The 22,314-nt window shown below is 72.8% G+C and carries 14 protein-coding genes and 7 pseudogenes; 20 read left to right on the top strand and 1 reads right to left on the bottom strand.

The window, feature by feature from the left end:
* Positions 1 to 29 precede the first annotated feature (29 nt).
* The 6 genes and pseudogenes from DEJ15_RS18545 to DEJ15_RS11815 all read left to right on the top strand — a co-directional run.
* Positions 30 to 917: pseudogene (locus DEJ15_RS18545) on the top strand (DUF58 domain-containing protein); the annotation flags it as partial.
* Positions 918 to 996: 79 nt separating this feature from the next.
* On the top strand, positions 997 to 1,341 hold the full coding sequence (locus DEJ15_RS11830; protein ID WP_284176318.1) for a hypothetical protein: 345 nt from the start codon (positions 997 to 999) through the stop codon (positions 1,339 to 1,341).
* Positions 1,342 to 2,899: 1,558 nt separating this feature from the next.
* Positions 2,900 to 3,016: a hypothetical protein gene (locus DEJ15_RS18540; protein WP_349814882.1), complete on the top strand. Its 117-nt coding sequence runs from the start codon at positions 2,900 to 2,902 to the stop codon at positions 3,014 to 3,016.
* Between the two features lie 19 nt (positions 3,017 to 3,035).
* Positions 3,036 to 3,716 carry a hypothetical protein gene (locus DEJ15_RS11820; RefSeq protein WP_284176316.1) on the top strand — a complete coding sequence of 227 codons (681 nt, stop codon included), beginning with the start codon at positions 3,036 to 3,038 and terminating at the stop codon, positions 3,714 to 3,716.
* A gap of 60 nt (positions 3,717 to 3,776) precedes the next feature.
* Positions 3,777 to 4,106, top strand: a complete 330-nt coding sequence (locus DEJ15_RS18535) for a zinc-ribbon domain-containing protein (RefSeq protein WP_349814704.1) — start codon at positions 3,777 to 3,779, stop codon at positions 4,104 to 4,106.
* A 1,478-nt stretch (positions 4,107 to 5,584) separates the two neighbouring features.
* On the top strand, positions 5,585 to 5,929 hold the full coding sequence (locus tag DEJ15_RS11815; RefSeq protein WP_284175026.1) for an FHA domain-containing protein: 345 nt from the start codon (positions 5,585 to 5,587) through the stop codon (positions 5,927 to 5,929).
* Positions 5,930 to 6,981: 1,052 nt separating this feature from the next.
* Here DEJ15_RS11815 and DEJ15_RS11810 read toward each other — a convergent pair.
* Entirely contained in the window at positions 6,982 to 7,833 is an 852-nt protein-coding gene (locus tag DEJ15_RS11810; protein ID WP_284175025.1) for an asparaginase, read from the bottom strand.
* Between the two features lie 385 nt (positions 7,834 to 8,218).
* On the opposite strand from DEJ15_RS11810, the gene DEJ15_RS18530 reads away from it, so the two are divergent.
* The 14 genes and pseudogenes from DEJ15_RS18530 (at position 8,219) to rbfA (ending at position 22,299) form a co-directional block, all read left to right on the top strand.
* Positions 8,219 to 8,509, top strand: a complete 291-nt coding sequence (locus tag DEJ15_RS18530; protein WP_349814703.1) for an OsmC family protein — start codon at positions 8,219 to 8,221, stop codon at positions 8,507 to 8,509.
* Positions 8,506 to 8,958 carry a hypothetical protein gene (locus tag DEJ15_RS11800; protein ID WP_284175024.1) on the top strand — a complete coding sequence of 151 codons (453 nt, stop codon included), beginning with the start codon at positions 8,506 to 8,508 and terminating at the stop codon, positions 8,956 to 8,958. Before DEJ15_RS18530 ends, DEJ15_RS11800 begins: the two co-directional genes overlap by 4 nt.
* Positions 8,909 to 9,484 (top strand): FKBP-type peptidyl-prolyl cis-trans isomerase, encoded by a 576-nt coding sequence (locus tag DEJ15_RS11795; RefSeq protein WP_284175023.1) that lies wholly within the window; start codon positions 8,909 to 8,911, stop codon positions 9,482 to 9,484. The genes DEJ15_RS11800 and DEJ15_RS11795 overlap by 50 nt, the downstream gene beginning before the upstream one ends.
* A gap of 5 nt (positions 9,485 to 9,489) precedes the next feature.
* Positions 9,490 to 10,578: pseudogene (locus DEJ15_RS11790) on the top strand (1-deoxy-D-xylulose-5-phosphate reductoisomerase).
* Between the two features lie 75 nt (positions 10,579 to 10,653).
* Positions 10,654 to 10,863: pseudogene (locus DEJ15_RS11785) on the top strand (site-2 protease family protein); the annotation flags it as partial.
* Between the two features lie 214 nt (positions 10,864 to 11,077).
* Positions 11,078 to 12,010 carry a site-2 protease family protein gene (locus DEJ15_RS11780; RefSeq protein ID WP_284175022.1) on the top strand — a complete coding sequence of 311 codons (933 nt, stop codon included), beginning with the start codon at positions 11,078 to 11,080 and terminating at the stop codon, positions 12,008 to 12,010.
* Between the two features lie 37 nt (positions 12,011 to 12,047).
* Positions 12,048 to 13,581 (top strand): annotated as a pseudogene (locus DEJ15_RS11775) (purine-cytosine permease family protein).
* 436 nt (positions 13,582 to 14,017) lie between these two features.
* Positions 14,018 to 14,200, top strand: a complete 183-nt coding sequence (locus tag DEJ15_RS11765) for a cysteine hydrolase family protein (protein ID WP_284175021.1) — start codon at positions 14,018 to 14,020, stop codon at positions 14,198 to 14,200.
* Positions 14,201 to 14,266: 66 nt separating this feature from the next.
* Positions 14,267 to 15,397, top strand: coding sequence for a flavodoxin-dependent (E)-4-hydroxy-3-methylbut-2-enyl-diphosphate synthase (gene ispG / locus DEJ15_RS11760; protein WP_110825091.1), 1,131 nt, complete (start codon positions 14,267 to 14,269; stop codon positions 15,395 to 15,397).
* Between the two features lie 100 nt (positions 15,398 to 15,497).
* Positions 15,498 to 17,251, top strand: a pseudogene (locus DEJ15_RS11755) (proline--tRNA ligase).
* Between the two features lie 144 nt (positions 17,252 to 17,395).
* Positions 17,396 to 18,393, top strand: a pseudogene (gene nusA / locus DEJ15_RS11750) (transcription termination factor NusA).
* Positions 18,394 to 18,426: 33 nt separating this feature from the next.
* The gene (locus tag DEJ15_RS11745; RefSeq protein WP_349814702.1) at positions 18,427 to 18,690 is read left to right on the top strand and encodes a YlxR family protein; all 264 of its coding nucleotides are present in this window, start codon (positions 18,427 to 18,429) and stop codon (positions 18,688 to 18,690) included.
* Between the two features lie 186 nt (positions 18,691 to 18,876).
* A pseudogene (infB, locus tag DEJ15_RS19560) lies at positions 18,877 to 21,747 on the top strand (translation initiation factor IF-2).
* A gap of 75 nt (positions 21,748 to 21,822) precedes the next feature.
* Positions 21,823 to 22,299, top strand: coding sequence for a 30S ribosome-binding factor RbfA (gene rbfA, locus DEJ15_RS11725; protein WP_110825086.1), 477 nt, complete (start codon positions 21,823 to 21,825; stop codon positions 22,297 to 22,299).
* The last annotated feature ends 15 nt before the right edge of the window (positions 22,300 to 22,314 follow it).

Below are 22,314 nucleotides of genomic sequence, written 5' to 3'. Positions count from 1 at the left end.
TCGACGGTCGCACCGGGACGGTCGCCGGCATGACGAACGTCCGGACCCGTCTGGTCGGTGACCGCGACGGCGTCGCCGCCGAGGCGGTCGTCGGTGTCGTCCGCGTGTGGCGCACGGCCGGGAGGCTCGTCACGCGTGTCCGGGACGAGGTCGCCGCCGTCGTCACCGGGCTCGGCTGGACCGTGCTCGCACTGACCGTCGTCGCGTTCGTCGTCGGGTACCGGTTCGGCCTCCGCGAGGTCGTCGTCGTCGGGTGGGCCGGCGCGGTCCTCGCCGTCGTGGCGGCGGTGGCGCTCGTCGGGCGGTCGCGCCTCGTCGTGGGCATGACCCTCCCGCAGCACCGCGTCGCGGTCGGCGACCCCGCCGAGGTGACCGTCACCGCCGAGAACCCCACGCGCCTCCCGTCCGTGCCCACGACGCTCGAACTGCCGGTCGGCAACGGGCTCGTCGACGTGGCGGTGCCGGTCGTCGCGCCGCACGGGACCCACGTCCGCCGGGTGCCGGTGCCGACCACGCGCCGCGGTGTCCTCGACGTCGGTCCGGTCACCGGCGTCCGTGCCGACCCGGTCGGGCTCGTCCGACGGGAGCTCGTCTGGGCCGAGCAGGAACAGGTCATCGTCCACCCGCGCACGGTCGCGATCCCCTCCACGAGCACCGGCCTGGTACGGGACCTCGAGGGGCAGGCGACGAACGACCTGTCCCCGGCCGACATCGCCTTCCACGCCGTCCGCGAGTACATGCCCGGGGACGACCCGCGCACCATCCACTGGAAGTCGACGGCGAAGACCGGTGCGTTCATGGTGCGGCAGTTCGAGGACACGCGTCGGTCGCACCTCGTCGTCGCCCTCGGTGTCTCGGACACCGAGTACCGCGACGAGGACGAGTTCGAGCTGGCCGTCAGCGCCGCCGCCTCGCTCGGCACTCGAGCGGTCCGGGACGGCCGCGAGGTCACCGTCGTGGTGTCCGAACGCACCCCCCGAGTTCGCGAAGCGCCCGGTGTACGCGCTCGAGTCACTGCCGACCGTCACGCCGACGCGGCTGCTCGACGCCTTCGCGAGCGTCCGCCTCGCCGAGGCATGCCTGCCGGTCGCCGAGGTCGCGCGACTCGTCGGGCGGGACGCGGCAGGCATCTCGGTCGCCTTCCTGGTCGTCGGCAGCGCGGTCGGCCTGCCCGCCCTCCGCCTCGCGGCGACGCGGTTCCCGGTCGGGGTCGAGGTCGTCGCCGTCGTGTGCGAGCCCGAGGCCGTCCCGCGCTCGGTCCGGGTCGCCGGACTGACCGTGCTGACGATCGGGTACCTCGAGGACCTCCGGCACGCGCTGCACCGGTCGGCTGCCGCATGACGACGACGCCCCTCCGTGAACGGCCCCGCGGCGCCGCACGTCGACCGCCGGCGCGTCGTCGTCGTCCCGTCGTGCGCCTCGTCGCGGGCACCGCGGCCGTCTGGGTCCTCGTCGCCCTGGCGAGCGTCGCCTGGTGGCCCGTGCACCGCGACGGCGCGATGGTCGTCGCCGGCACGACGGCCGTGGTGGTCGGGACCCTCGTGGCGGTCCTCGGCTTCGTCCTCCGGCTGCCGGCGGCCGCGGTGGCGGTGCTCACCGTCGTCGGCTTCGTCGTGACCGGGGTGCCCGCGGCCGTCCCGGACCGCGCGGACGGGGTCCTCCCGACCGGACCGGGTGTCGTGGACCTCCTCGCCGGCGTCGCGCTCGGGTGGCGGCAGCTCGTGACCGTCAGCCTGCCGGTCGGGTCCTACGAGGCGCTGCTCGTGCCGTACTTCGTGACGGCCCTCCTCGCGACGGTGGTGGGCGTGACGGTCGCGACCCGGGCCTCCCGTCCGGAGGTGGCGGGGCTGGCACCGCTCGTGGTCTTCGCCGCGGGGGGTGGCGGTCGGACCGACCCGGTTGGCCACCTCGGTCGCCCTGGCGGTCGCGCTCGTGGGTGCCGCGCTGGTCTGGGCGCTCAGCGTCCGGCACGTCCGGCGGGCCACGACGGTCGCCGAGACCGTCGGCCAGCCCGTCCCGGTGCTCCGGGCGGTCGTGCGGCCGGCGCTCGTCGGGACCGCGACGATCGCGGCGGCGGCCCTCGTCGCGACCGGGCTCGGGCTCCTCGTCCCGCCGTCGACGGGCCGGACCGTGGCACGGACCGACGTCGTGCGGCCGTTCGACCCGCGCGACCACGTCAGCCCGCTGAGCGGCTTCCGCGCCTACCAGGAGGACGACCAGGTCGACGTCCCGCAGCTCACCGTCACCGGCCTGCCGCGCGGCGGCTTCGTCCGGATCGCGACCCTCGACACCTACGACGGCGTCGTCTACCGCGTGGGTGGCCCGGACGGCGCCACCGCGTCCGGGACGTTCGAGCGCGTCCCGACCTCGGTCGACGTGTCCGGTGTCCGCGGCACGCGCGTCAGGGTGGGCGTCACGGTCGACGGGTACCGGGACGTCTGGCTGCCCACCGTCGGCGACCTCGAGACGGTGACCTTCCAGGGACGCACCGCGGACCGGGACCGCACCGGGTTCTTCTACGACCGCGCGACCAGCACGGGTGCGCTCGTCGGCGGCGTCTCCGCGGGCACCCGCTACACGCTCTCCGCGGTCCTGCCCGCCCAGCCGTCCGAGCGCCAACTCACGGCGGCCCGCCCCGGGACGGCCTCGGTGCCGACGCCACGGGCCGTGCCGGACGCGGTCCGGGACGCCGTGCAGGCCGTGTCCGAGCCCGGCGCGTCCGACGGGGCCCGACTCGTCGCAGCGCTCTCGGCCCTGGCCCGCACCGGGTACGTGAGCCACGGCGTCGGCGACGACCGCGCGAGCCGGTCCGGGCACGGGGCCGACCGCATCGAGGAGCTGCTCACCGGCCAGCCCGTGGTGGGGGGACCAGGAGCAGTACGCCGTCGCGGCCGCGCTCATGGCGCAGCAGATCGGCTTCCCGGCGCGGGTCGTCATGGGGTTCACGGCGGGCGGTGACTCCGGGACGACGCCCGCCACCGGTGCCGGTGGCCGCACGACGTTCCGGGGGGAGTGACGTCACGGCACGCATCGAGGTGGACACGGCCGAGTACGGGTGGGTCCTGCTCGACCCGAACCCCGTCGTCCGGGAGATCCCCGAGGAGTCCGACCAGACGCCGCAGCCCGTCACCCGTCCCGAGACCATCGTCCCGCCGCCGCCCGCGGAACCCCAGGTGCAGGAGCAGCAGACGCCGCCGCAGGCCGACCCGGACGCCCCGCCCGCGCGCCCGTTCTGGCTGCAGCTGCTCCTCGCGGTGCTGCCGTGGGCGCTGGGCGTGCTCGGGGTCGCGGCGCTCGTGCTCTTGCCGATCGTCGTCGTGCTCGTCCTGAAGCGCCTCCGCCGTCGTCGTCGCCGCCGTGCCCCGGCCGCACGGGCCCGGGTCGTCGGCGCCTGGGACGAGTACCGGGACGCCCTGCTCGACAACGGTCATGCGGTCGCCGCCACCGCCACCCGGCGCGAGGTCGCGGTGGCGGCACCGGGAGACGCAGCGACCGGCCTCTCGGCCCTGGCGGACCGGGCGGTCTTCGGCCCGTCGGACGTCGACGACCGGACGGCGGACCGGATGTGGGACGCGACCGACGCGGCCGTGGCCGAGCTGCGGTCCGGGCGGACGCGGCGGGAGCGGTTCCGCGCCGCCGTCTCGTTGCGTTCACTCCGCTCCGGCCGCTGGGTCCGCCGACTCCGGACGAGCGGAGGGCGCTCGGAGCGGCGGTGACTACGATGTCCGGAGGCCGGAACCACCTGACGGACGGTCGGACGAGGACAGAGGCACCCTGTGATCAGATGCGAACACTGCGGATCGACGCTCCCGGACGGAGCGATCTTCTGCGGTGAGTGCGGACGAGCCGTCACGACCTCGGCAGCGCGTCGCACCGCACCCGCGGAAGCCGTCGACCGTGGCACCCCGCCCCCCGTTGCAGCAGCCCGGCGTCCCCGGACGCGGGGTCGATCCCGCTGCCGACGGCTGGCTGCCCGAGTCCACTCTCGACCCGGCCACGCGCGCATGGCTGACCGGTGCCGACCACGGCGCGTCCCCGGTCGCGGACGCCACGACGGCGGGTCGCCAGGACCGGACCGGGACGGAGCACCAGGACCACGACGCTAACGCCTCCCCCGCGAGCGGGCTCCGGGCAGCCAGCCGCCTCCGTCGATCGGGGCACTCCCACAGCGGACGACCTCGCCCCGCGGAGCGCGCCGTCGCACGTGCACGGTTCCGGGACCGGTCTCGGCGACTGGACCGGTCGCTCGATCGAGGGCCCGGGAGCGGAACCCGTCGAACCGACGCTCGACCCCGATGCCTTCCCCGCCGAGACGCTCGCGCCGCAGGACGACCCGGAGGTCCAGCGCGCCGACGCCTGGGACGAGCGCGGAGCGGCGGACCAGGGGGGACACGCCCCCGTCGACAGGGGCCGGGTCGGCCGTCGTCGAGCCGGTCTGGTCACCGCCGCCGACGCCCGCCGCCCCTCCGACCGGACCGTCCTGGTGGATCGGTCGCGCCCCGTCCGCCGAGGCGACGAGCGAGCAGACGACTCCCGGGGGGGACCGGCGACGACGCGGTCGTGCAGCGGACGGACGATGCGCCGCGGCCGGGCGACACCGCGGTCTTCCAGCTGCCGGCCGAGCGCCGGGCTCCGCGCCCCACACCGCTCGTCGCCCCGGGCAGCCAGAGCACGGTCTGCCACGTCTGCGGCCACACCCTCGAGCCGGACGACATCTTCTGTGAGGAGTGCGGATCGGTCCGCCCCGCCGTGACCGCCGCCTTCACGGGGCCGGTGATGCCCCTCCCGCTCGCCCGCCCGGACTGGGCCGCCGACGAGGACGCCCTCCGCAGCGCCGTCTCCGACGCCCACGACCTGACCGAGGAGTCGGACGGACTGCCGGACGCGGACTCCGGCGAGCTCCCCGACGCGGACGACGACGCCGCCCGCAGCGGTCCGGACGCGGACGGCCGGGACGACGTCGCCCCTGGTGGGCGCGACGGCGCCGTGGCACCCGTCGCTCCCGATGCGCCCGGTGCTGGGGAACCGTCCGACGACCAGGACGCGTCGGCGGACCGCGACGGCCACGAGGACCTCGACGACCGCGGTCCGGACAGCGGTCCGGTGAGCACGAGCACCCCGGGGGCCCCTGCCGCCGCGGACTCGGATGCGGCTGGTCGCCCCTCCTCCACCTCCGACGACGCTCACGACGACGGCGCCGCCGGTCACGACGACGGCGCTGGTCACGATGACGGCGCTGGTCACGATGACGGCGCCGGCCAGGCCGGGACCGACGGGACGACGGCCGTCGTGCCGGACGACGACGCCGACGACCACGGTGCGGCCCGTCCGGTTGGAGCGTCCGACGCACAACCCGATGAGTCGGTCGGTGCGCCGTCCGTCGACCGTGCCGACGGACCCGGCGCGGAGGCCCTGCCCGGCACGAGCCCCCCGGCTCACGTCCGACGGTGCTCCCGTCCCACCGGTCGCCGCCCCGCTCCCGCCGGTCGCCCCGCCGCGGTCCGGTGCGACCGAGGCGACCGGTGCCGCCGTTCCGACGGACCACGACGCGGGCCCGGACGAGGACGTCGAGGAGACCCGGATCGTGTCCCGCGCACCCGCGCAGGCTCCGTTCCTGCTGCACTTCAGCACGGGCGAGCGCCTCGGCGTGCACGGGTCCGCGCTGCTCGGCCGACTCCCGCGCCCCGAAGCCGACGAGCAGTTCGACGGCCTGCTGACGATCCGCGACCCGGGCAAGTCCGTCTCGAAGACCCACCTGGAACTCGGGCGGGACGGTGACGACCTCTGGGTCTCCGACCGCTACTCGGGCAACGGCACGATGATCCGGCACATCGACGGGTCGATCCGGCGGTGCGAGCCCGGACGGCGGTACCGCGTCGAGCGCGGCGCACGCGTCGACATCGGGGAGCAGTTCTTCCTCGTCCAGTGAGGTCGGGCCGGTGCGCGCGCAGCACCGCCTCGTGGCGGGGCCGCTCGTCCACGACCGACCTGCTCCGCGCCGGTTCTCCACAGCGGCCCGGAGCAGGCGCCGCGCAACGGTCAGGTGCGGTGCGATGGGCGCATGGACCCGCGGACCGCTCGGAGCGTCGCCTCGGCCGTCGCCATCCTCGTGACGGTCTGGGCCGTCGTGTCCACCGGCGACGACCGGACGGTGCTGCTCGTGGCGGCGGCCGTCGTCGCGGTGCTCGGTCTCGCGGCGCGACCGGCTGACGGTTCTCCGCGAGCACCGACGGTCGTCGTCCCGCCAGGCCCGGCGGCCGGTCCCGCGGACGACCGGTGCGGCGGCGAGGCATCGGCGGCCGGTCCCGCGGACGACCGGTGCGGCGGGACCGGGCCAGACGCGGACGTCTGCGCGTTCCCGCCGACGCCGGGTGGGGAACTGGTCGTCGGGCGGGACCCCGCGGGCCGGATCGTCACGGTCGGCGCTGCCGGCGGAGTCGTCGTGCGTGGTCGCGGCGCGCTGGCCCTCGCCGTCTTCGAAGCCCTCGTCGACCAGCTCGAGGGCCTCGTGCCGCGCGCCGGACCGGACGTGCCCGGCGCAGAGCTCCGTGTCGCGGCGGACACGGGCGTGCTCGGCCGCCGCGCCGCCCGCGCCGGGCTCCCCGAGGGGCACGCGGCGGCGGCGGCGGTCGCCGACGACGGTGCCCTGCTCGGGACCGTCGTCCTGGTCCCCGGGCTCGCGGCCACCCCGCGCCGGACGGGTGCCGTCGTGGACGTGACGCGCTACGGGTGCCGGCTGACCGGGAGACACCGGGTCGGGGGGCACCGCGGACACCGCCGGGGACGACGACGTCGGGACGGTCATCATGCCGACGCTGCCGCTCCTCGTGCTCTCCGCGGACGAGCGCTCGTCCCTCGCCGACGACCACAGCGGGCACGGGCGGGGGGACCGAGAGGGCATCGGCTTCCCCGGTCGGGTCCGGGACGTGTCCATCCGGCACGGTGCGTCCGGAGGGCCGGTCTCGTCGCCCCCCGGTCAGCTCAGCGGAGACCCGCTCCGACGCGGACCGTGCCGACCGGCAGACCGCCACCGAGGACACGCTCGCCGGTCGCCTGCAGCACCTCGTCCGCGGCGACGGCGTCGACCAGGTCGTTGCGGACGAGCAACGTCAGGGCCGCGAGCGTCCCGGCACGGAGGGCTCCGTCGAGCACCTTGACGGCGACGGCCGGCCCGCCCGGCACACCCATCACCATGACGCCCTCCGCCCCGAGCTTCGCGAGGAGACCGAGTCGTTCGATGGTGACGGTGTTCGCCCGGCCGACGCCGTCGATCGCCCACGGATCCGCCAGGACCGCGTCGGTCAGGGCGGCGGAGTCCTCGTCGGCACGCGCCACGACCCCGGCGATGCCCTGCGCCAGTCCGGTGAGGGTGAGCGGGAACACCGGTGCGCCGCAGCCGTCGGTCCCGACGACGTCGACGACCTCGCCGGTGGCGTCCTCCACCGTGCTCCGGACCGCCTGCTGCAGCGGGTGCTCGATGTCGAGGTACGTCGCCTCGTCCCACCCGTGCACCCGGCACGCGGCGAGCATGCCGGCGTGCTTGCCCGAGCAGTTCATCGCCAGCCGACGGGGACCCGTCATGCTCCGGGCGGTGTCCCGGTCGAACGGCAGGTCGGGCGGGCACCCGAGGTCCTCCTCGACGTGGTCGAAGCGCTCGAGCATCCGCATCGCGAGGGACTGGTGGGACGGTGTCCCGGCGTGACTCGCCGTCGTCATCACCAGCTCCGCGCCCGAGAAGAGCGCCCCGGCGCGTCGGACCGCCAGCGCCTGCAGGGGCTTCATCGTCGATCGGGGGTAGATGCTGGCGCCCACGTCGCCGACGGCGTCGAGCACGGTGCCGTCCGCGCCGACGACGACCCCCCGCGCCGACGTGACGGCTCTCGTCGAAGCCGGACCGTTCGAGGACGGCCAGCTCGACCGAGCCGTCGGCGGTGAGAGGATGACGGTCGGTGCTGGTGGCCGTGCGCATGGCGCGATCCTACCGACGACCCACACGACGAGAGGACCGCGATGAACGACCACTCCTACGAGGTCTCCGTCCACTGGACCGGCGACCGGGGGGACCGGCACGATCGGGCACCGCGACTACGGACGCGAGCACGTCGTCAGCGCCGCGGGCAAGCCGGACGTCCTCGGCAGTGCCGACCCGACGTTCCGCGGGGACCGCGACCGGTGGAACCCCGAGGAGCTCGTCCTCGCCGCCCTGAGCCAGTGCCACATGCTCAGCTACCTGCACGTCGCCGTGACCACGGGCTTCACGGTGGTCGCGTACGAGGACCGTGCCACGGCCGGTCTCGACCTCCACCGCGACGGCTCGGGCGAACTCACCGGTGCGGTCCTCCGTCCCGTCGTGACGATCCGCGAGGCGGACCGGGTGGCGGATGCACGGGCGGCACACGCCGAAGCGAACCGGCTGTGCTTCATCGCGCGGTCCGTCGCGTTCCCCGTCCACCACGAGCCCGAGATCGTCGTCCTCGGAGCCGACGCATCGGTGGGTACGGCAGGATGACCCGTGTGAAGCGTCTCCGCCTGCTCCCGATCGCCCTCGTGCCCGCCGTGATCCTCGGCCTCGCCGCTTGCTCGGGGTCCGGCTCCTCGGACGCCTCGGCCTCCGCATCGTCCACCCCGAAGGCCACGGCCGCGCCGATCACGTCGTGCCCGAAGCCGGGCGGAGCGTCGGACTCGATCGACGCCACGGGTGACGTCGGCGGATCCCGGGCGCCGAAGGTGACGTTCGACGACGGCCTCACCGCCGACCCGCCGCAGGCGACCCGCACCGTGAAGGGCACGGGCGCCGCACTCGCCGAGGGCGACTTCGTCCAGGTCGCGTACTCCGCGTACGACGCGAAGGACGCGAAGAACCTCGTGACCGTCGGCTTCGACCAGGGGAACCCCCCAGGTCCTCTCCGTGGGCGGCACCGGCTTCGGCGCCCTCCTCGCCTGTGCGCACGTCGGTGACCGCGTCGCCGTCGTCGGTCAGGCAGCCGCACTGGGCTTCAACACGAGCGGGTCGATCGTCGTCGTCGCGGACGTCGTCGAGCAGACCCCGACCAAGTCGACCGGCACGCCGCAGGACCAGGACCCGGCGCTCCCCACGGTCGAGGACAAGGCGGACGGCGAGCCCGAGATCACCATCCCGGACACCGACGCACCCACGAAGACCACGGCCGAGGTCATCAAGCAGGGCGACGGTGACGTCATCGAGGACGGCGACACCGCGCTCGTGCAGTACAAGGGCGTCGCGTACAAGGGCGGCAAGGAGTTCGACTCCTCGTGGTCGAAGGGCTCGCCGACGACCTTCACGATCTCGAACAGCGGGCTCATCCCCGGGTTCGTCAAGGGACTGGTCGGGCAGAAGATCGGCTCGCAGGTCATGATCGTCGTCACGCCGGAGGACGGCTACGGCGCCAACCCGCCGGAGGGCTCGGGCATCCCCGCGAACGCGACCCTCGTGTTCGTCGTCGACCTGCTGGCCAAGGGCTGAGCCCGGTGTCGGGCCGCCGCCGGGTCGTCCTCCTCGGCAGCACGGGGTCGATCGGCACGCAGGCGCTCGACGTCATCGAGCGGAACCCCGACCGCTTCGAGCTCGTCGGCCTGACCGCGGGCACGGACACCGCCACCCTCGCCGAGCAGGCCGACCGGTACGGGGTCCGCGACACCGCGCTCGGGGCCGCCGACGCGGAACGACTCGTCCGCAGCGTCGAGGCCGACGTCGTGCTCAACGGGATCACCGGATCCGTCGGGCTCGGTCCGACCCTCGCGGTCCTCGAGACCGGCGCGACGCTCGCGCTGGCGAACAAGGAGAGCCTCATCGTCGGGGGGCCCGCTCGTGCAGGCCGCCGCGGCACCCGGGCAGATCGTCCCGGTCGACAGCGAGCACTCCGCGATCGCCCAGGCACTCCGATCGGGCACCGACGCCGAGGTCCGTCGGCTCGTCCTCACCGCGAGCGGCGGTCCGTTCCGCGGGCGCTCGCGGAACGACCTCGTGGACGTCACACCGGCGCAGGCGCTCGCCCACCCGACGTGGGACATGGGCCTCGTGGTGACCACGAACTCGGCGACCCTGGTGAACAAGGGCCTCGAGGTCATCGAGGCGCACCTGCTCTTCGGCGTCCCCTACGACCGCATCGACGTCACCGTGCACGCGCAGTCGGTCGTGCACTCGATGGTGGAGTTCGTCGACGGCTCGACCATCGCGCAGGCGTCTCCGCCGGACATGCGGCTGCCGATCGCCCTCGGCCTCGCCTGGCCCCACCGGGTCCCGCACGTCGGCGTGCCGCTGGACTGGACGACCGCGAGCACGTGGACGTTCGAGCCGCTCGACGCCGCCGCCTTCGGCGCCGTCGACCTCGCCAAGCGGGTGGGCTCGCTCGGCGGCACCTTCCCCGCCGTGTTCAACGCCGCCAACGAGCAGGCCGTCGCCGCCTTCCACGCGGGGGGCGATCGGGTTCCTCGACATCGTCGACACGGTGGCGCGGGTCGTCGACGACCACACGGCGGGGGGAGCCGTCGCTCGACGGCGTCCTCGCCGCGGAGCGGTGGGCCCGCCAGCAGGCCGACCGCATCCTCGCCCGCTGACGCGCGCCGGGCCTCCCGTCGGTCGCTCCGACCGGGAGGCACGCAGCACCACCCAGGTCGCTCACGGCTTTCGTCATGGCGAGCGTCCCGTACCCTTTCCCGGTGACCGTCGGAACCGTCCTGCTCTTCGTCCTCGGCGTCGTCGTCTTCGTCATCGGGCTGCTGGTGTCGATCGGCCTCCACGAGCTCGGCCACCTGGCCTTCGCGAAGCTCTTCAACGTCAAGGTGACCCAGTACTCGCTCGGGTTCGGCAAGGCGATCTGGTCCTTCCGGCGTGGTGAGACCGAGTACGGCATCCGGCCGATCCTGCTCGGCGGGTACATCTCCATGGTCGGCATGCTCAAGCCGCGTGCCTCCGGACGGGAGATCACGAACACGGGCATGTACTCGGCGTTCGTGCAGGACGCCCGGGCCGCGAGTGCCGAGCAGATCGCGGAGTCCGGCGGCGACGACTCCCGGGCCTTCTACCGGCTCACCCCCCTGGAAGCGGATCATCGTGATGGTCGCCGGGCCGGCGATGAACCTGGTGATCGGGATCCTGCTGTTCGGGGTGCTGCTCGTCGGCTTCGGTGCACCGACCACGACGTTCACCTCGAGTGTCGACTGCGTCCTGCCCACGAGTGCCCGGACGACCTGCGCCGACGGCGACGCGGTGTCCCCGGCGAAGGAGGCCGGCATCCGAGCGGGCGACGTGGTGGTCGCCGTCGACGGCCGACGCAACCCCACGATCACCCAGGTCTCCGACCTCTTCCAGCGCTCCGCGGGCGAGCAGGTCACCGTGGTCGTCGAGCGGGACGGCACCGAGCGCACCCTGCAGGTCACCCCGCAGCTCGCCACCCGCGATGTGTACACGGAGGACGGGTCGGTCGCGAAGGACAGCGACGGGACCACGAAGACCGAGCGAGTCGGCGTCGTCGGGGTGAGCATCGGACAGACGCTCGTCCGGCAGTCGCCCGCCGCGGTGCTCCCCGCGACCGGTGCACAGATCGCTGCCTCGGCGCACCTCATCGTCGACCTGCCGCAGCGGCTCGTCGCCGTCTGGAACGCCGCGTTCGGGGCGCAGGAGCGCTCCCAGGACAGTCCGGTGTCGGTCGTCGGCGTCGGCCGGGCGATCGGCACGGTGTCCTCGATGAGCGGCGTGCCCGTGGTCGACAAGGTGTACACGATCCTGGGGCTGCTGGCCTCGCTCAACATCGGGCTGTTCGTGCTGAACATGGTGCCGCTGCTCCCGCTGGACGGCGGCCACATCGCCGGCGCCATCTGGGAAGCGGTCAAGCGTCGTGCCTTCCGGCTGTTCGGCAAGGCCGACCCGGGGCCGATCGACCTGGCGAAGACGATGCCGCTCACGATGGTCGTGGTCGTCCTGCTCGCCGGCATGAGCGCGCTGCTCATCTACGCCGACCTGGTCCGACCGGTGGACCTGTTCGGGTAGCGCCGGGGCCGCGCGTCGGACCACTACGCTGGCGCGCATGAGCGCAGAACCCGTCGCCCGACCGGAGCCGTCGAAGGCGTCGACCGCCGGGCGGACCCGGACCGTCGAACAGCAGGGCACCGACGTCATCGGTGAGGCCGAGCGGAAGGGCCGTCCCCGCGGCCTCTTCTGGCCGTGGTTCGCCGCGAACATCTCGGTGCTCGGACTGGCCTACGGCTCGTTCGTCCTCGGCTTCGGCATCTCGCTCGCGCAGGCGACGGTGGTGTCGGTCATCGGCGTCGTGTTCTCGTTCCTGCTCTGTGGCATCGTCGCGATCGCCGGCAAGCGCGGGTCCGCCCCGACGATGGTGCTGAGCCGCGCGGCGTTCGGCGTCCGGGGCAACCGGTTGCCGTCCTTCCTCAGCTGGGTCCTCACCGTCGGGTGGGAGACCGCCCTCGCCTCGCTGGCGGTCCTCGCGACGTCCACGGTGTTCCGCGAGCTCGGGTGGGACGACGGCGTCGTCACGAAGGCGGTCGCCCTGGTGGTGGTCGCGGCACTCGTCATCGGGGCGGGGATCGCCGGGTTCGACGTGATCATGCGCCTGCAGACGTGGATCACGGTCGTCACCGCGGTGCTGACGGTGGTCTACGTGGTGTTGGCCGCGCCGTCGATCGACCTCGGGACCCTCGCCGACCTGCCGTCCGGCAGCGCCCAGAACGTCATCGGCGCCCTGGTGCTCGTGATGACCGGCTTCGGGCTCGGCTGGGTGAACGCGGCCGCCGACTACTCCCGGTACCTGCCGCGGTCCGCCTCGACGCGCGGCGTCGTCGGCTGGACGACGTTCGGTGGCGCGCTGGCCCCCGCGGTCCTCGTCGTCATCGGCGTCATGCTCGCCGGCTCGTCGCCGGACCTGGACGCCGCGATCGGTGCCGACCCGATCGGCGCGCTGACGACCCTGCTGCCGGTCTGGTTCCTCGTCCCCTTCGCGGTGGTCGCGATCCTCGGTCTCGTCGGTGGTGCCGTCCTCGACATCTACTCGTCGGGTCTCGCCCTGCTCAGCGCGGGTGTGCGGATCCCGCGACCGGTCGCAGCCGGCGTCGACGGCGTGTTCATGATCGCGGGCGCGGTCTACGTGGTGTTCTTCGCGACGAGCTTCATCCAGCCGTTCCAGGCCTTCCTCGTGACGCTCGGTGTGCCCGTCGCAGCCTGGTGCGGTGTGTTCGTCGCAGACGTGCTGCTCCGGCGGCGGGCGTACGCGGAGGACGAGCTCGACACCCCGCGCGGCCGCTACGGCGACGTCCGCTGGACCGCGATCGCGCTGGTGGTCGTCGGCACCGTGCTCGGGTGGGGGCTCGTCACGAACACCTACGGCGTCCCGGCCTGGCTCAACTGGCAGGGCTTCCTGCTCGGCCCGTTCGGCCTCGGGGGGACGTGACGGCGCCTGGGCCTACGCGAACCTCGGCGTCCTCGTCGCGCTGCTCGTCGGGTTCCTCGGGACGGTGTTGCTCGGCCGACGCGCGATCCGCCGCCAGGAGGCGCTGCCCGTCACCGAGCCGGTGTCCCGCGTCCCCGCGGACGAGCTGCGCCCGTGACGGCCGGACCGGCACGCGCGGGCGCAGCGGCTCCCGACGGTCCGGGCGCCGCCGACGCAACGGGCACGTCCGACGCACCCGACACCGCCGACGCGTGGCTCGTCGTCATCGACATGCAGCACGTCTTCACGGGTGACAGCCCCTGGGCGGCACCGCGCTACGCCGAGGCGTCCGCGGCGGTCGAGCGGCTCCTCCCGCGCTTCCGCGACCGCACGGTGCTCACCCGGTTCGTCGCCCCGGAGCACCCGTCCGGCGCGTGGCAGCCGTACTACCGCGACTGGCCCTTCGCCCTCGTGCCCGACGCCGACCCGTTGTACGCGCTCACGGAGCCGTTCGCAGCACTCGCGGCGGGTGGCGCCTCGGTCGTCACCGTGCCGACCTTCGGGAAGTGGGGGGACGGACCTCCGACGGGTGACGGGGGGAGCAGCCGCACCTCGTGCTCACCGGGGTCTCCACGGACTGCTGTGTGCTGTCGACCGCGCTCGCTGCGGCCGACGCCGGCGTCCGCGTCACGGTCGTGGCCGAGGCGTGCGCCGGCGCGAGCGACGACGACCACGCCCGCGCGCTCGATGCGATGCGCCTGTACGCCCCGCTCGTCACCGTCGTCGACTCCCTGTGAGCAGGCCGCACCGCGTTCCGTGGACGAGCGCGTAGAGTTCCCACCGTGCCCGCAGTGAACCTCGGAATGCCGAAGGCCCCCGAAACCCTGGCCCCGCGTCGCAAGTCCCGGCAGATCCGGGTCGGCAAGGTCCTGGTCGGTGGTGACGCCCCGGTGTCCGTGCAGTCGATGACCACGACGCCGACCACGAACATCAACGCGACCCTCCAGCAGATCGCCGAGCTCACCGCGTCCGGGTGCGACATCGTCCGCGTGGCCGTGCCGAGCCAGGACGACGCCGACGCGCTGCCGATCATCGCGAAGAAGTCGCAGATCCCGGTGATCGCGGACATCCACTTCCAGCCCAAGTACGTCTTCCAGGCCATCGACGCCGGGTGTGCCGCGGTGCGCGTGAACCCGGGCAACATCCGGAAGTTCGACGACCAGGTCGGTGCGATCGCCAAGGCCGCGAAGGACGCGGGTGTGAGCCTGCGGATCGGCGTCAACGCCGGGTCGCTCGAGCCGAGCCTGCTGCAGAAGTACGGGAAGGCCACGCCGGAGGCGCTCGTCGAGTCCGCCGTGTGGGAGGCCAGCCTGTTCGAGGAGCACGACTTCCACGACTTCAAGATCTCGGTCAAGCACAACGACCCGATCATCATGGTGAAGGCGTACCGGCAGCTCGCGGAGCGCGGCGACTGGCCGCTGCACCTCGGCGTGACCGAGGCCGGCCCGGAGTTCCAGGGCACGATCAAGAGCGCCACCGCGTTCGGCATCCTGCTCGGCGAGGGCATCGGCGACACCATCCGCGTGTCGCTGTCGGCTCCGCCCGCCCAGGAGGTGAAGGTCGGGCTGCAGATCCTGCAGTCGCTCAACCTCCGCGAGCGCAAGCTCGAGATCGTCTCCTGCCCGAGCTGTGGCCGTGCGCAGGTGGACGTCTACCAGCTCGCGAACGACGTCACGTCCGGGCTCGAGGGCATGACCGTCCCGCTCCGCGTCGCCGTCATGGGGTGCGTCGTGAACGGTCCGGGCGAGGCACGTGAGGCCGACCTCGGTGTCGCCTCCGGCAACGGCAAGGGGCAGATCTTCGTGAAGGGCCAGGTCATCAAGACCGTCCCCGAGGCCGAGATCGTCGCGACCCTCATCGACGAGGCGAACCGCCTCGCCGCGGAGATGGGACCGGCGGCGGGCACCGGCAAGCCGCTCGTCGTCACCTCCTAGGTCCCGGCCCCGTTCCGGACGCACGGCCCGGAACCGGCGGCGGGGAGCCTCCCGTCCACAGGCGCGGCGGACCGCGACCGCGCGCCGCTAGGCTTGCGGCGTGGTCACACGGCTCTCTCACCTCTTCCTCCGCACGCTCCGCGACGACCCCTCCGACGCCGAGGTGACGAGCCACAAGCTGCTCGTCCGCGCCGGCTACGTCCGCCGCCAGTCGCCGGGCATCTTCGCCTGGCTGCCGCTGGGCCTGAAGGTCCGCGCGAAGATCGAGGGCATCATCCGCGACGAGATGGTCGCCGCCGGGGCGCAGGAGGTCCTGCTGCCGGCGCTGCTGCCGCGCGAGCCCTACGAGGCGACGAACCGCTGGACCGAGTACGGCGACGGCATGTTCCGCCTGCAGGACCGCAAGGGCTCCGACTACCTCCTCGCGCCCACGCACGAGGAGATGTTCGCGCTCCTGGTGAAGGACCTGTACTCCTCCTACAAGGACCTGCCGGTCACGCTGTTCCAGATCCAGGACAAGTACCGCGACGAGGCCCGGCCCCGCGCCGGTCTGCTGCGTGGGCGCGAGTTCACCATGAAGGACGCGTACTCGTTCGACCTCGACGACGCCGGCCTGGAGCGCAGCTACCAGGTGATGCGCGACGCCTACGAGCGGATCTTCACCCGGCTCGGCCTCGAGTACGTCATCGTGAAGGCGGACGCCGGCGCGATGGGCGGGTCGAAGTCCGAGGAGTTCCTGCACCCGATCGCGGTCGGCGAGGACACGTTCGTCCGGAGCGCCGGTGGCTACGCGGCCAACGTCGAGGCCTACGTGACCCCGGTGCCCGAGGCGCGGTCGACCGAGGGGCTCCCGGAGCCCGTGCTCCTGCCCGCGGCGGACACCCCGACGATCGAGTCGCTCGTCGCGCACGCCAACGAGGTCGCCCCGCGTGCCGGTGCGCCCTGGACCGCGGCGGACACGCTCAAGAACGTCGTGCTCGCACTGACGCACCTGGACGGCACGCGCGAGGTCGTGGTCGTCGGACTCCCCCGGGGACCGCGACGTCGACCTCAAGCGCGCCGAGGTCGCGTTCGCCCCGGCCGAGGTCGAGGCCGCCGGTGACGACGACTTCCGGAAGCACCGCGGCCTCGTGAAGGGCTACATCGGCCCGCAGGTCCTTGGCGCCGACAGCGCGACCGACCTGCGCTACTTCGTCGACCCGCGCGTGGTCGACGGTACGAGCTGGGTCACGGGCGCGAACGAGCGCGGTGTGCACGTCTCCGGCCTCGTCGCCGGGCGTGACTTCGTCGCCGACGGTGTCGCCGAGGTGTCCGACGTCCGCGCCGGCGACCCGGCCCCCCGACGGTTCCGGCCCGCTCGAGACCGCCCGCGGCATGGAGATCGGCCACGTCTTCCAGCTCGGGCGCAAGTACGCCGAGGCGCTCGGTCTCAAGGTGCAGGACGAGAACGGCAAGCTCGCCACCGTCACGATGGGCTCGTACGGCATCGGCGTGACGCGCATCCTGGCGATCCTGGCCGAGGCACACAACGACGAGAAGGGCCTGGCCTGGCCGAAGCACGTCGCACCGTTCGACGTGCACGTCGTCGCGACCGGCAAGGACGCGACCGCATTCGACCTGGCCGAATCGATCGTCGCGCAGCTCGAGGCCGAACGATACGAGGTCGTGTACGACGACCGCCCGAAGGTCTCGCCCGGCGTGAAGCTCCGGGACGCCGAGCTGCTCGGCATGCCGGTCGTCGTCGTCGCGGGCCGGAACGCCGCCGACGGCATCGTCGAACTCTGGGACCGGGCGACCGGCGACCGCCGGGAGGTCCCCGTCGCGGATCTGCTGGAGGCCGTCCGCGCGATCTGAGCGCCCGGCGTCGAGCCGGGCGTCCGACGCAAGGCCCGTGGCGGATGCGCCACGGGCCTTGCGTCGTTCCTGCGGTACGATCGACGACGGCTTCCGCGTGGTCCCATCCGCGGGAGCGACTCATCTGAATACGGAGGCACCTCGGTGAAGATCGACCTCGCAGTCCTGCGACTCATGGAGCGTGAACGGGAGATCCCGTTCGACGAGCTCGTCCAGATCATCGAATCTGCCATCCTGACCGCCTACCAGAAGCACCGCGCCGAAAACGACGAACCCGTCGACGCCCAGGCCCGTGTCGAGCTCGACCGGAAGTCCGGCGAGGTCTCGGTGTTCGTCCCCGAACGTGACGAGGACGACAACGTCATCGGCGAGTCCGTGGACCAGCCGAGCGACTTCGGTCGGATCGCGGCCTTCGCGGCCAAGCAGGTCATCAACCAGCGTCTCCGCGACATCGGCGACGACAAGATCCTCGGCGAGTTCCGCGGCAAGGAGGGCGACATCGTCGCCGGCATCGTGCAGCAGGGCCCGAACCCGAAGATGGTCATGGTCGACCTCGGCACCGTCGAGGCGATCCTGCCCCCCGGAGGAACAGGTCCCGGGGGAGACCTACACGCACGGCATGCGACTCCGTGTGTACGTGACGAGCGTCGGCCGCGGCAACAAGGGTCCGCAGATCACCGTGTCCCGCACGCACCCGGGCCTCGTGCGCAAGCTCTTCGCACTCGAGGTCCCCGAGATCGCGTCGGGCGTCGTGGAGATCACCTCCCTGGCGCGCGAGGCCGGACACCGCACGAAGATGGCGGTCAAGGCGAACGAGCCCGGGGTCAACGCCAAGGGGGGCCTGCATCGGCGAGCTCGGAGCCCGCGTGCGCTCGGTCACCAACGAGCTCGGCGCCGAGAAGATCGACATCGTCGACTGGTCCTCGGACCTCTCGACCTTCGTCGCGAGCGCCCTGTCACCGGCGAAGGTGACGAGCGCGTTCGTGCTCGACGCCTCGACCAAGGCCGTCCGGGCCCTCGTGCCGGACTACCAGCTGTCGCTCGCCATCGGCAAGGAAGGGCAGAACGCCCGCCTCGCCGCGAAGCTCACCGGCGCCCGGATCGACATCCAGCCGGACTCGATCCTCGACGGCGACGACTGAGCGACATCCCCATCGACGCGGTCCGGTTCGCTCGTGGCGAGAGGCCTCGGGCGCGCCGGATCGCGGTCGTCGGAGTCAAGGAGTAGAGTGGACGCCGTCAGAACGTGCATCGGCAGTCGTCGTCGTGCAACCCGATCCTCCCTCCTCCGAGTCGTCGCCCTGAGCGACGGTTCCGTCGTGGCGGATCCGAAGGCAGTCATGCCGGGCCGGGGGGGCATGGCTCACACCGACCGTCGAAGCGTACGAACTGGCCGTCAAGCGCAGGGCATTCCGCCGTGCGCTCCGGCTGGAGCGTGATCCCGACACGTCCGCGGTGCGCGAGTACCTCGCCGGGCTGCAGAGCCCGAACGGCACGGAACCCGAGCACCCGGACATGACAGAACAGGCTGAACGGCTTATGGACAACTGATGAGCGGCTCGAAATGAGACCCGTCATCCAGTGAGTCCTGCCCCTTGACGGGGTGGGACCCGTGAAGGAGAACAGTGGCTAAACCACGCGTACACGAGATCGCAAGCGAGCTCGGCGTCGACAGCAAGACCGCACTCGAGAAGCTCAAGCAGCTCGGCGAGTTCGTCAAGGGCCCGAGCTCGAGCATCGAGCCCCCCCGTCGCACGGAAGCTCCGTGCAGCCCTGCAGGCCGAGGGCGCGTCCGCGTCGTCGACGCCCGCAGCCCCCGCCGCCAAGGCCCCCCGCGGCACCGCGTTCCGGTGCCCCGAAGCCCGGTGGCCCCAAGCCCGGCCCGAAGCGTCCGGCACCCGCCCCCCGAGCCCGAGCCCGTCGTCGAGGCAGCACCCGCTGCCCCCGCCGTCGACGGCGCGCCGGTGCCCGCTGCACCGAAGTCGGTCGCGCAGCGCCAGGCCGAGGCCGAGGCCGCACGCAAGGCCGCCGCGGAGCAGAAGGCCGCCGAGCAGAAGGGCCAGCAGGGCGGTGACGCCCCGAAGGACTCCGGGCCGAGCGACGCCGTGAAGCCCGGTGCCTCGAAGCCCTCCGGTGCCGCCCCGAAGCCGGGTGGCCCGAAGCCCGGCGCACGTCCCGGAAACAACCCCTACGCGTCGAGCCAGGGCATGGGTGCACGTCCGCCGCGCCCCGGCAACAACCCGTTCGCCTCGAACCAGGGCATGGGCCAGCGCCCGGCCGCCGGTGCGGGTGGCGGGAACGGCATCCCCCCGTCCTCAGCCGCCGCGTCCCGGTGCGCCCCGCCCGGGTGCCCCGCGTCCCGGTGGTCCCGGCCAGAACAACCGACCGAACGGCTTCGGGCAGCGCCCGGGTCAGGGCGGTGGCGGTCGTGGTGGCGCCGGTGGCGGGTTCAACCGTCCCGGTGGTGCCGGTGCCGGCGCCGGTGGCGGCTTCGCCCGTCCCGCGTTCACGGGTCCGCGCCCCGCAGGTGGTGGCGGCCGTGGTCGTGGCCCCGGCGGTGGTACCGCTGGTGCGTTCGGCCGTGGTGGCGGCAAGAGCCGTGCCCGCAAGTCGAAGCGGACGAAGCGCGCCGAGTACGAGATGCGGCAGGCGCCGTCGCTCGGCGGCGTGCAGGTCCCGCGCGGTGACGGCAACACGGTCATCCGCCTCCGTCGCGGTGCGAGCATCTCGGACTTCGCGGACAAGATCGACGCGAGCCCCGGCAACCTGGTGACGGTGCTGTTCCACCTCGGTGAGATGGCGACCGCGACCGAGTCCCTGGACGAGGCCACCTTCGAGGTCCTCGGCGAGGAGCTCGGCTACAAGATCCAGGTCGTCTCGCCCGAGGACGAGGACAAGGAGCTCCTCGAGGGCTTCGACATCGACATCGACGCCGAGTACGCCGACGAGGACGACTCCGTCCTGCAGCAGCGTCCCCCCCGGTCGTCACCGTGATGGGTCACGTCGACCACGGTAAGACCCGACTGCTCGACGCGATCCGGAACTCGAAGGTCGTCGAGGGCGAAGCCGGCGGCATCACGCAGCACATCGGTGCGTACCAGATCGTCACCGAGCACGAGGGCATCGAGCGCCCGATCACCTTCATCGACACCCCGGGTCACGAGGCCTTCACGGCCATGCGTGCCCGTGGTGCCCAGGTGACGGACATCGCGATCCTCGTGGTCGCGGCGGACGACGGCATCATGCCGCAGACGATCGAGGCGCTGAACCACGCGCAGTCGGCCGGTGTGCCGATCGTGGTCGCGGTCAACAAGATCGACAAGGACGGCGCCAACCCGGCGAAGGTCCGCCAGCAGCTCACCGAGTACAACCTGGTGGCCGAGGAGTACGGCGGCGACGTCATGTTCGTCGACGTCTCCGCGCGCAACAACATCGGCATCCAGGACCTCCTGGACGCGGTGCTGCTGACCGCTGACGCCGGGCTCGACCTGCGTGCCAACCCCGACAAGGACGCCCGAGGCGTCGCGATCGAAGCACGGCTCGACAAGGGCCGCGGTGCGGTGGCGACCGTCCTCATCCAGTCCGGCACGCTGCACGTCGGTGACGCGATCGTCGCCGGCACGGCGTACGGCCGTGTCCGGGCGATGGCGGACGAGAACGGCAACGCGGTCGACGCCGCGACGCCGGCCCGTCCGGTCCAGGTGCAGGGTCTGTCGTCGGTGCCGCGCGCCGGTGACACGTTCCTTGTCACCGAGGACGACCGCACCGCTCGTCAGATCGCCGAGAAGCGTGAAGCCGCGCAGCGCAACGCCCAGCTGGCCAAGGCCCGCAAGCGCATCTCGCTCGAGGACTTCACCCGTGCACTCGAAGAGGGCAAGGTCGACTCGCTCAACCTCATCATCAAGGGTGACGTCTCCGGTGCCGTCGAGGCACTCGAGCAGTCGCTCCTCGACATCGAGGTGGACGACAGCGTCCAGCTGCGCATCCTGCACCGCGGTGTGGGTGCGATCACGGAGTCGGACATCGACCTCGCCACGATCGACAACGCGATCGTCGTCGGCTTCAACGTCCGTCCGGACGTCAAGGCCCGCGAGCGCGCTGCCCGTGAAGGCATCGACGTGCGCTTCTACTCGGTCATCTACAACGCACTCGAGGACATCGAGAACTCGCTCAAGGGCATGCTCAAGCCCGAGTACGAAGAGGTCCAGTCGGGTGTGGCGGAGATCCGCGAGGTGTTCCGTTCCTCCAAGTTCGGCAACATCGCCGGTGTCATCGTCCGGTCCGGCACGATCACGCGCAACGCCAAGGCGCGCGTCATCCGTGACGGCGTCGTGGTCGCGGACGGGCTCGCCATCGAGTCCCTGCGTCGCTTCAAGGACGACGTCACCGAGGTCCGGACGGACTTCGAAGCCGGTATCGGTCTGGGCAAGTTCAACGACATCCAGGTCGGCGACGAGATCGAGACCACCGAGCTCGTCGAGAAGCCGCGCGACTGATCGCACTGAGTACCCTGGGCCCCGCCTCTCCGACCGGAGGGGCGGGGCCTCACCCCGTTCCGCAAGGAGGAACCCATGGCTGATCCGCAGCGCGCACGCAAGATGGCGGACCGCATCAAGGAAGTCGTCGCTCGTCGGCTCGACAAGGGCCTGCGGGACCCGCGACTCGGCTTCGTCACCATCACCGACGTCCGCGTGACCGGTGACCTGCAGCACGCGTCCGTCTTCTACACGGTGTACGGCACCGACGAGGAGCGTGCCGACTCGGCCGCCGCGCTCAAGGCCGCGACCGGCATGCTCCGGACCGAGGTCGGCAAGAACATCACGGCCCGGCTGACGCCGTCGCTCGAGTTCATCGCCGACGCCCTGCCCGACACCTCGGCGCACCTCGAGGACCTGCTCGCGCAGGCGCAGATGCGCGACCAGCAGGTCAAGGCCGCGGCGGTCGGCGCCACGTACGCCGGCGAGGCCGACCCGTACAAGCACGACGAGGACGAGGACGAGGACGACGACGCGTCGGACGACGAGGCGTCGGACGCTGCCCGGACCTGACCGCATCCGGCACAC

The sequence above is a fragment of the Curtobacterium sp. MCJR17_043 genome, from assembly GCF_003224315.2.
Classification (GTDB): Bacteria; Actinomycetota; Actinomycetes; order Actinomycetales; family Microbacteriaceae; genus Curtobacterium.
This window is presented reverse-complemented; position numbering and strand designations above follow the sequence as displayed.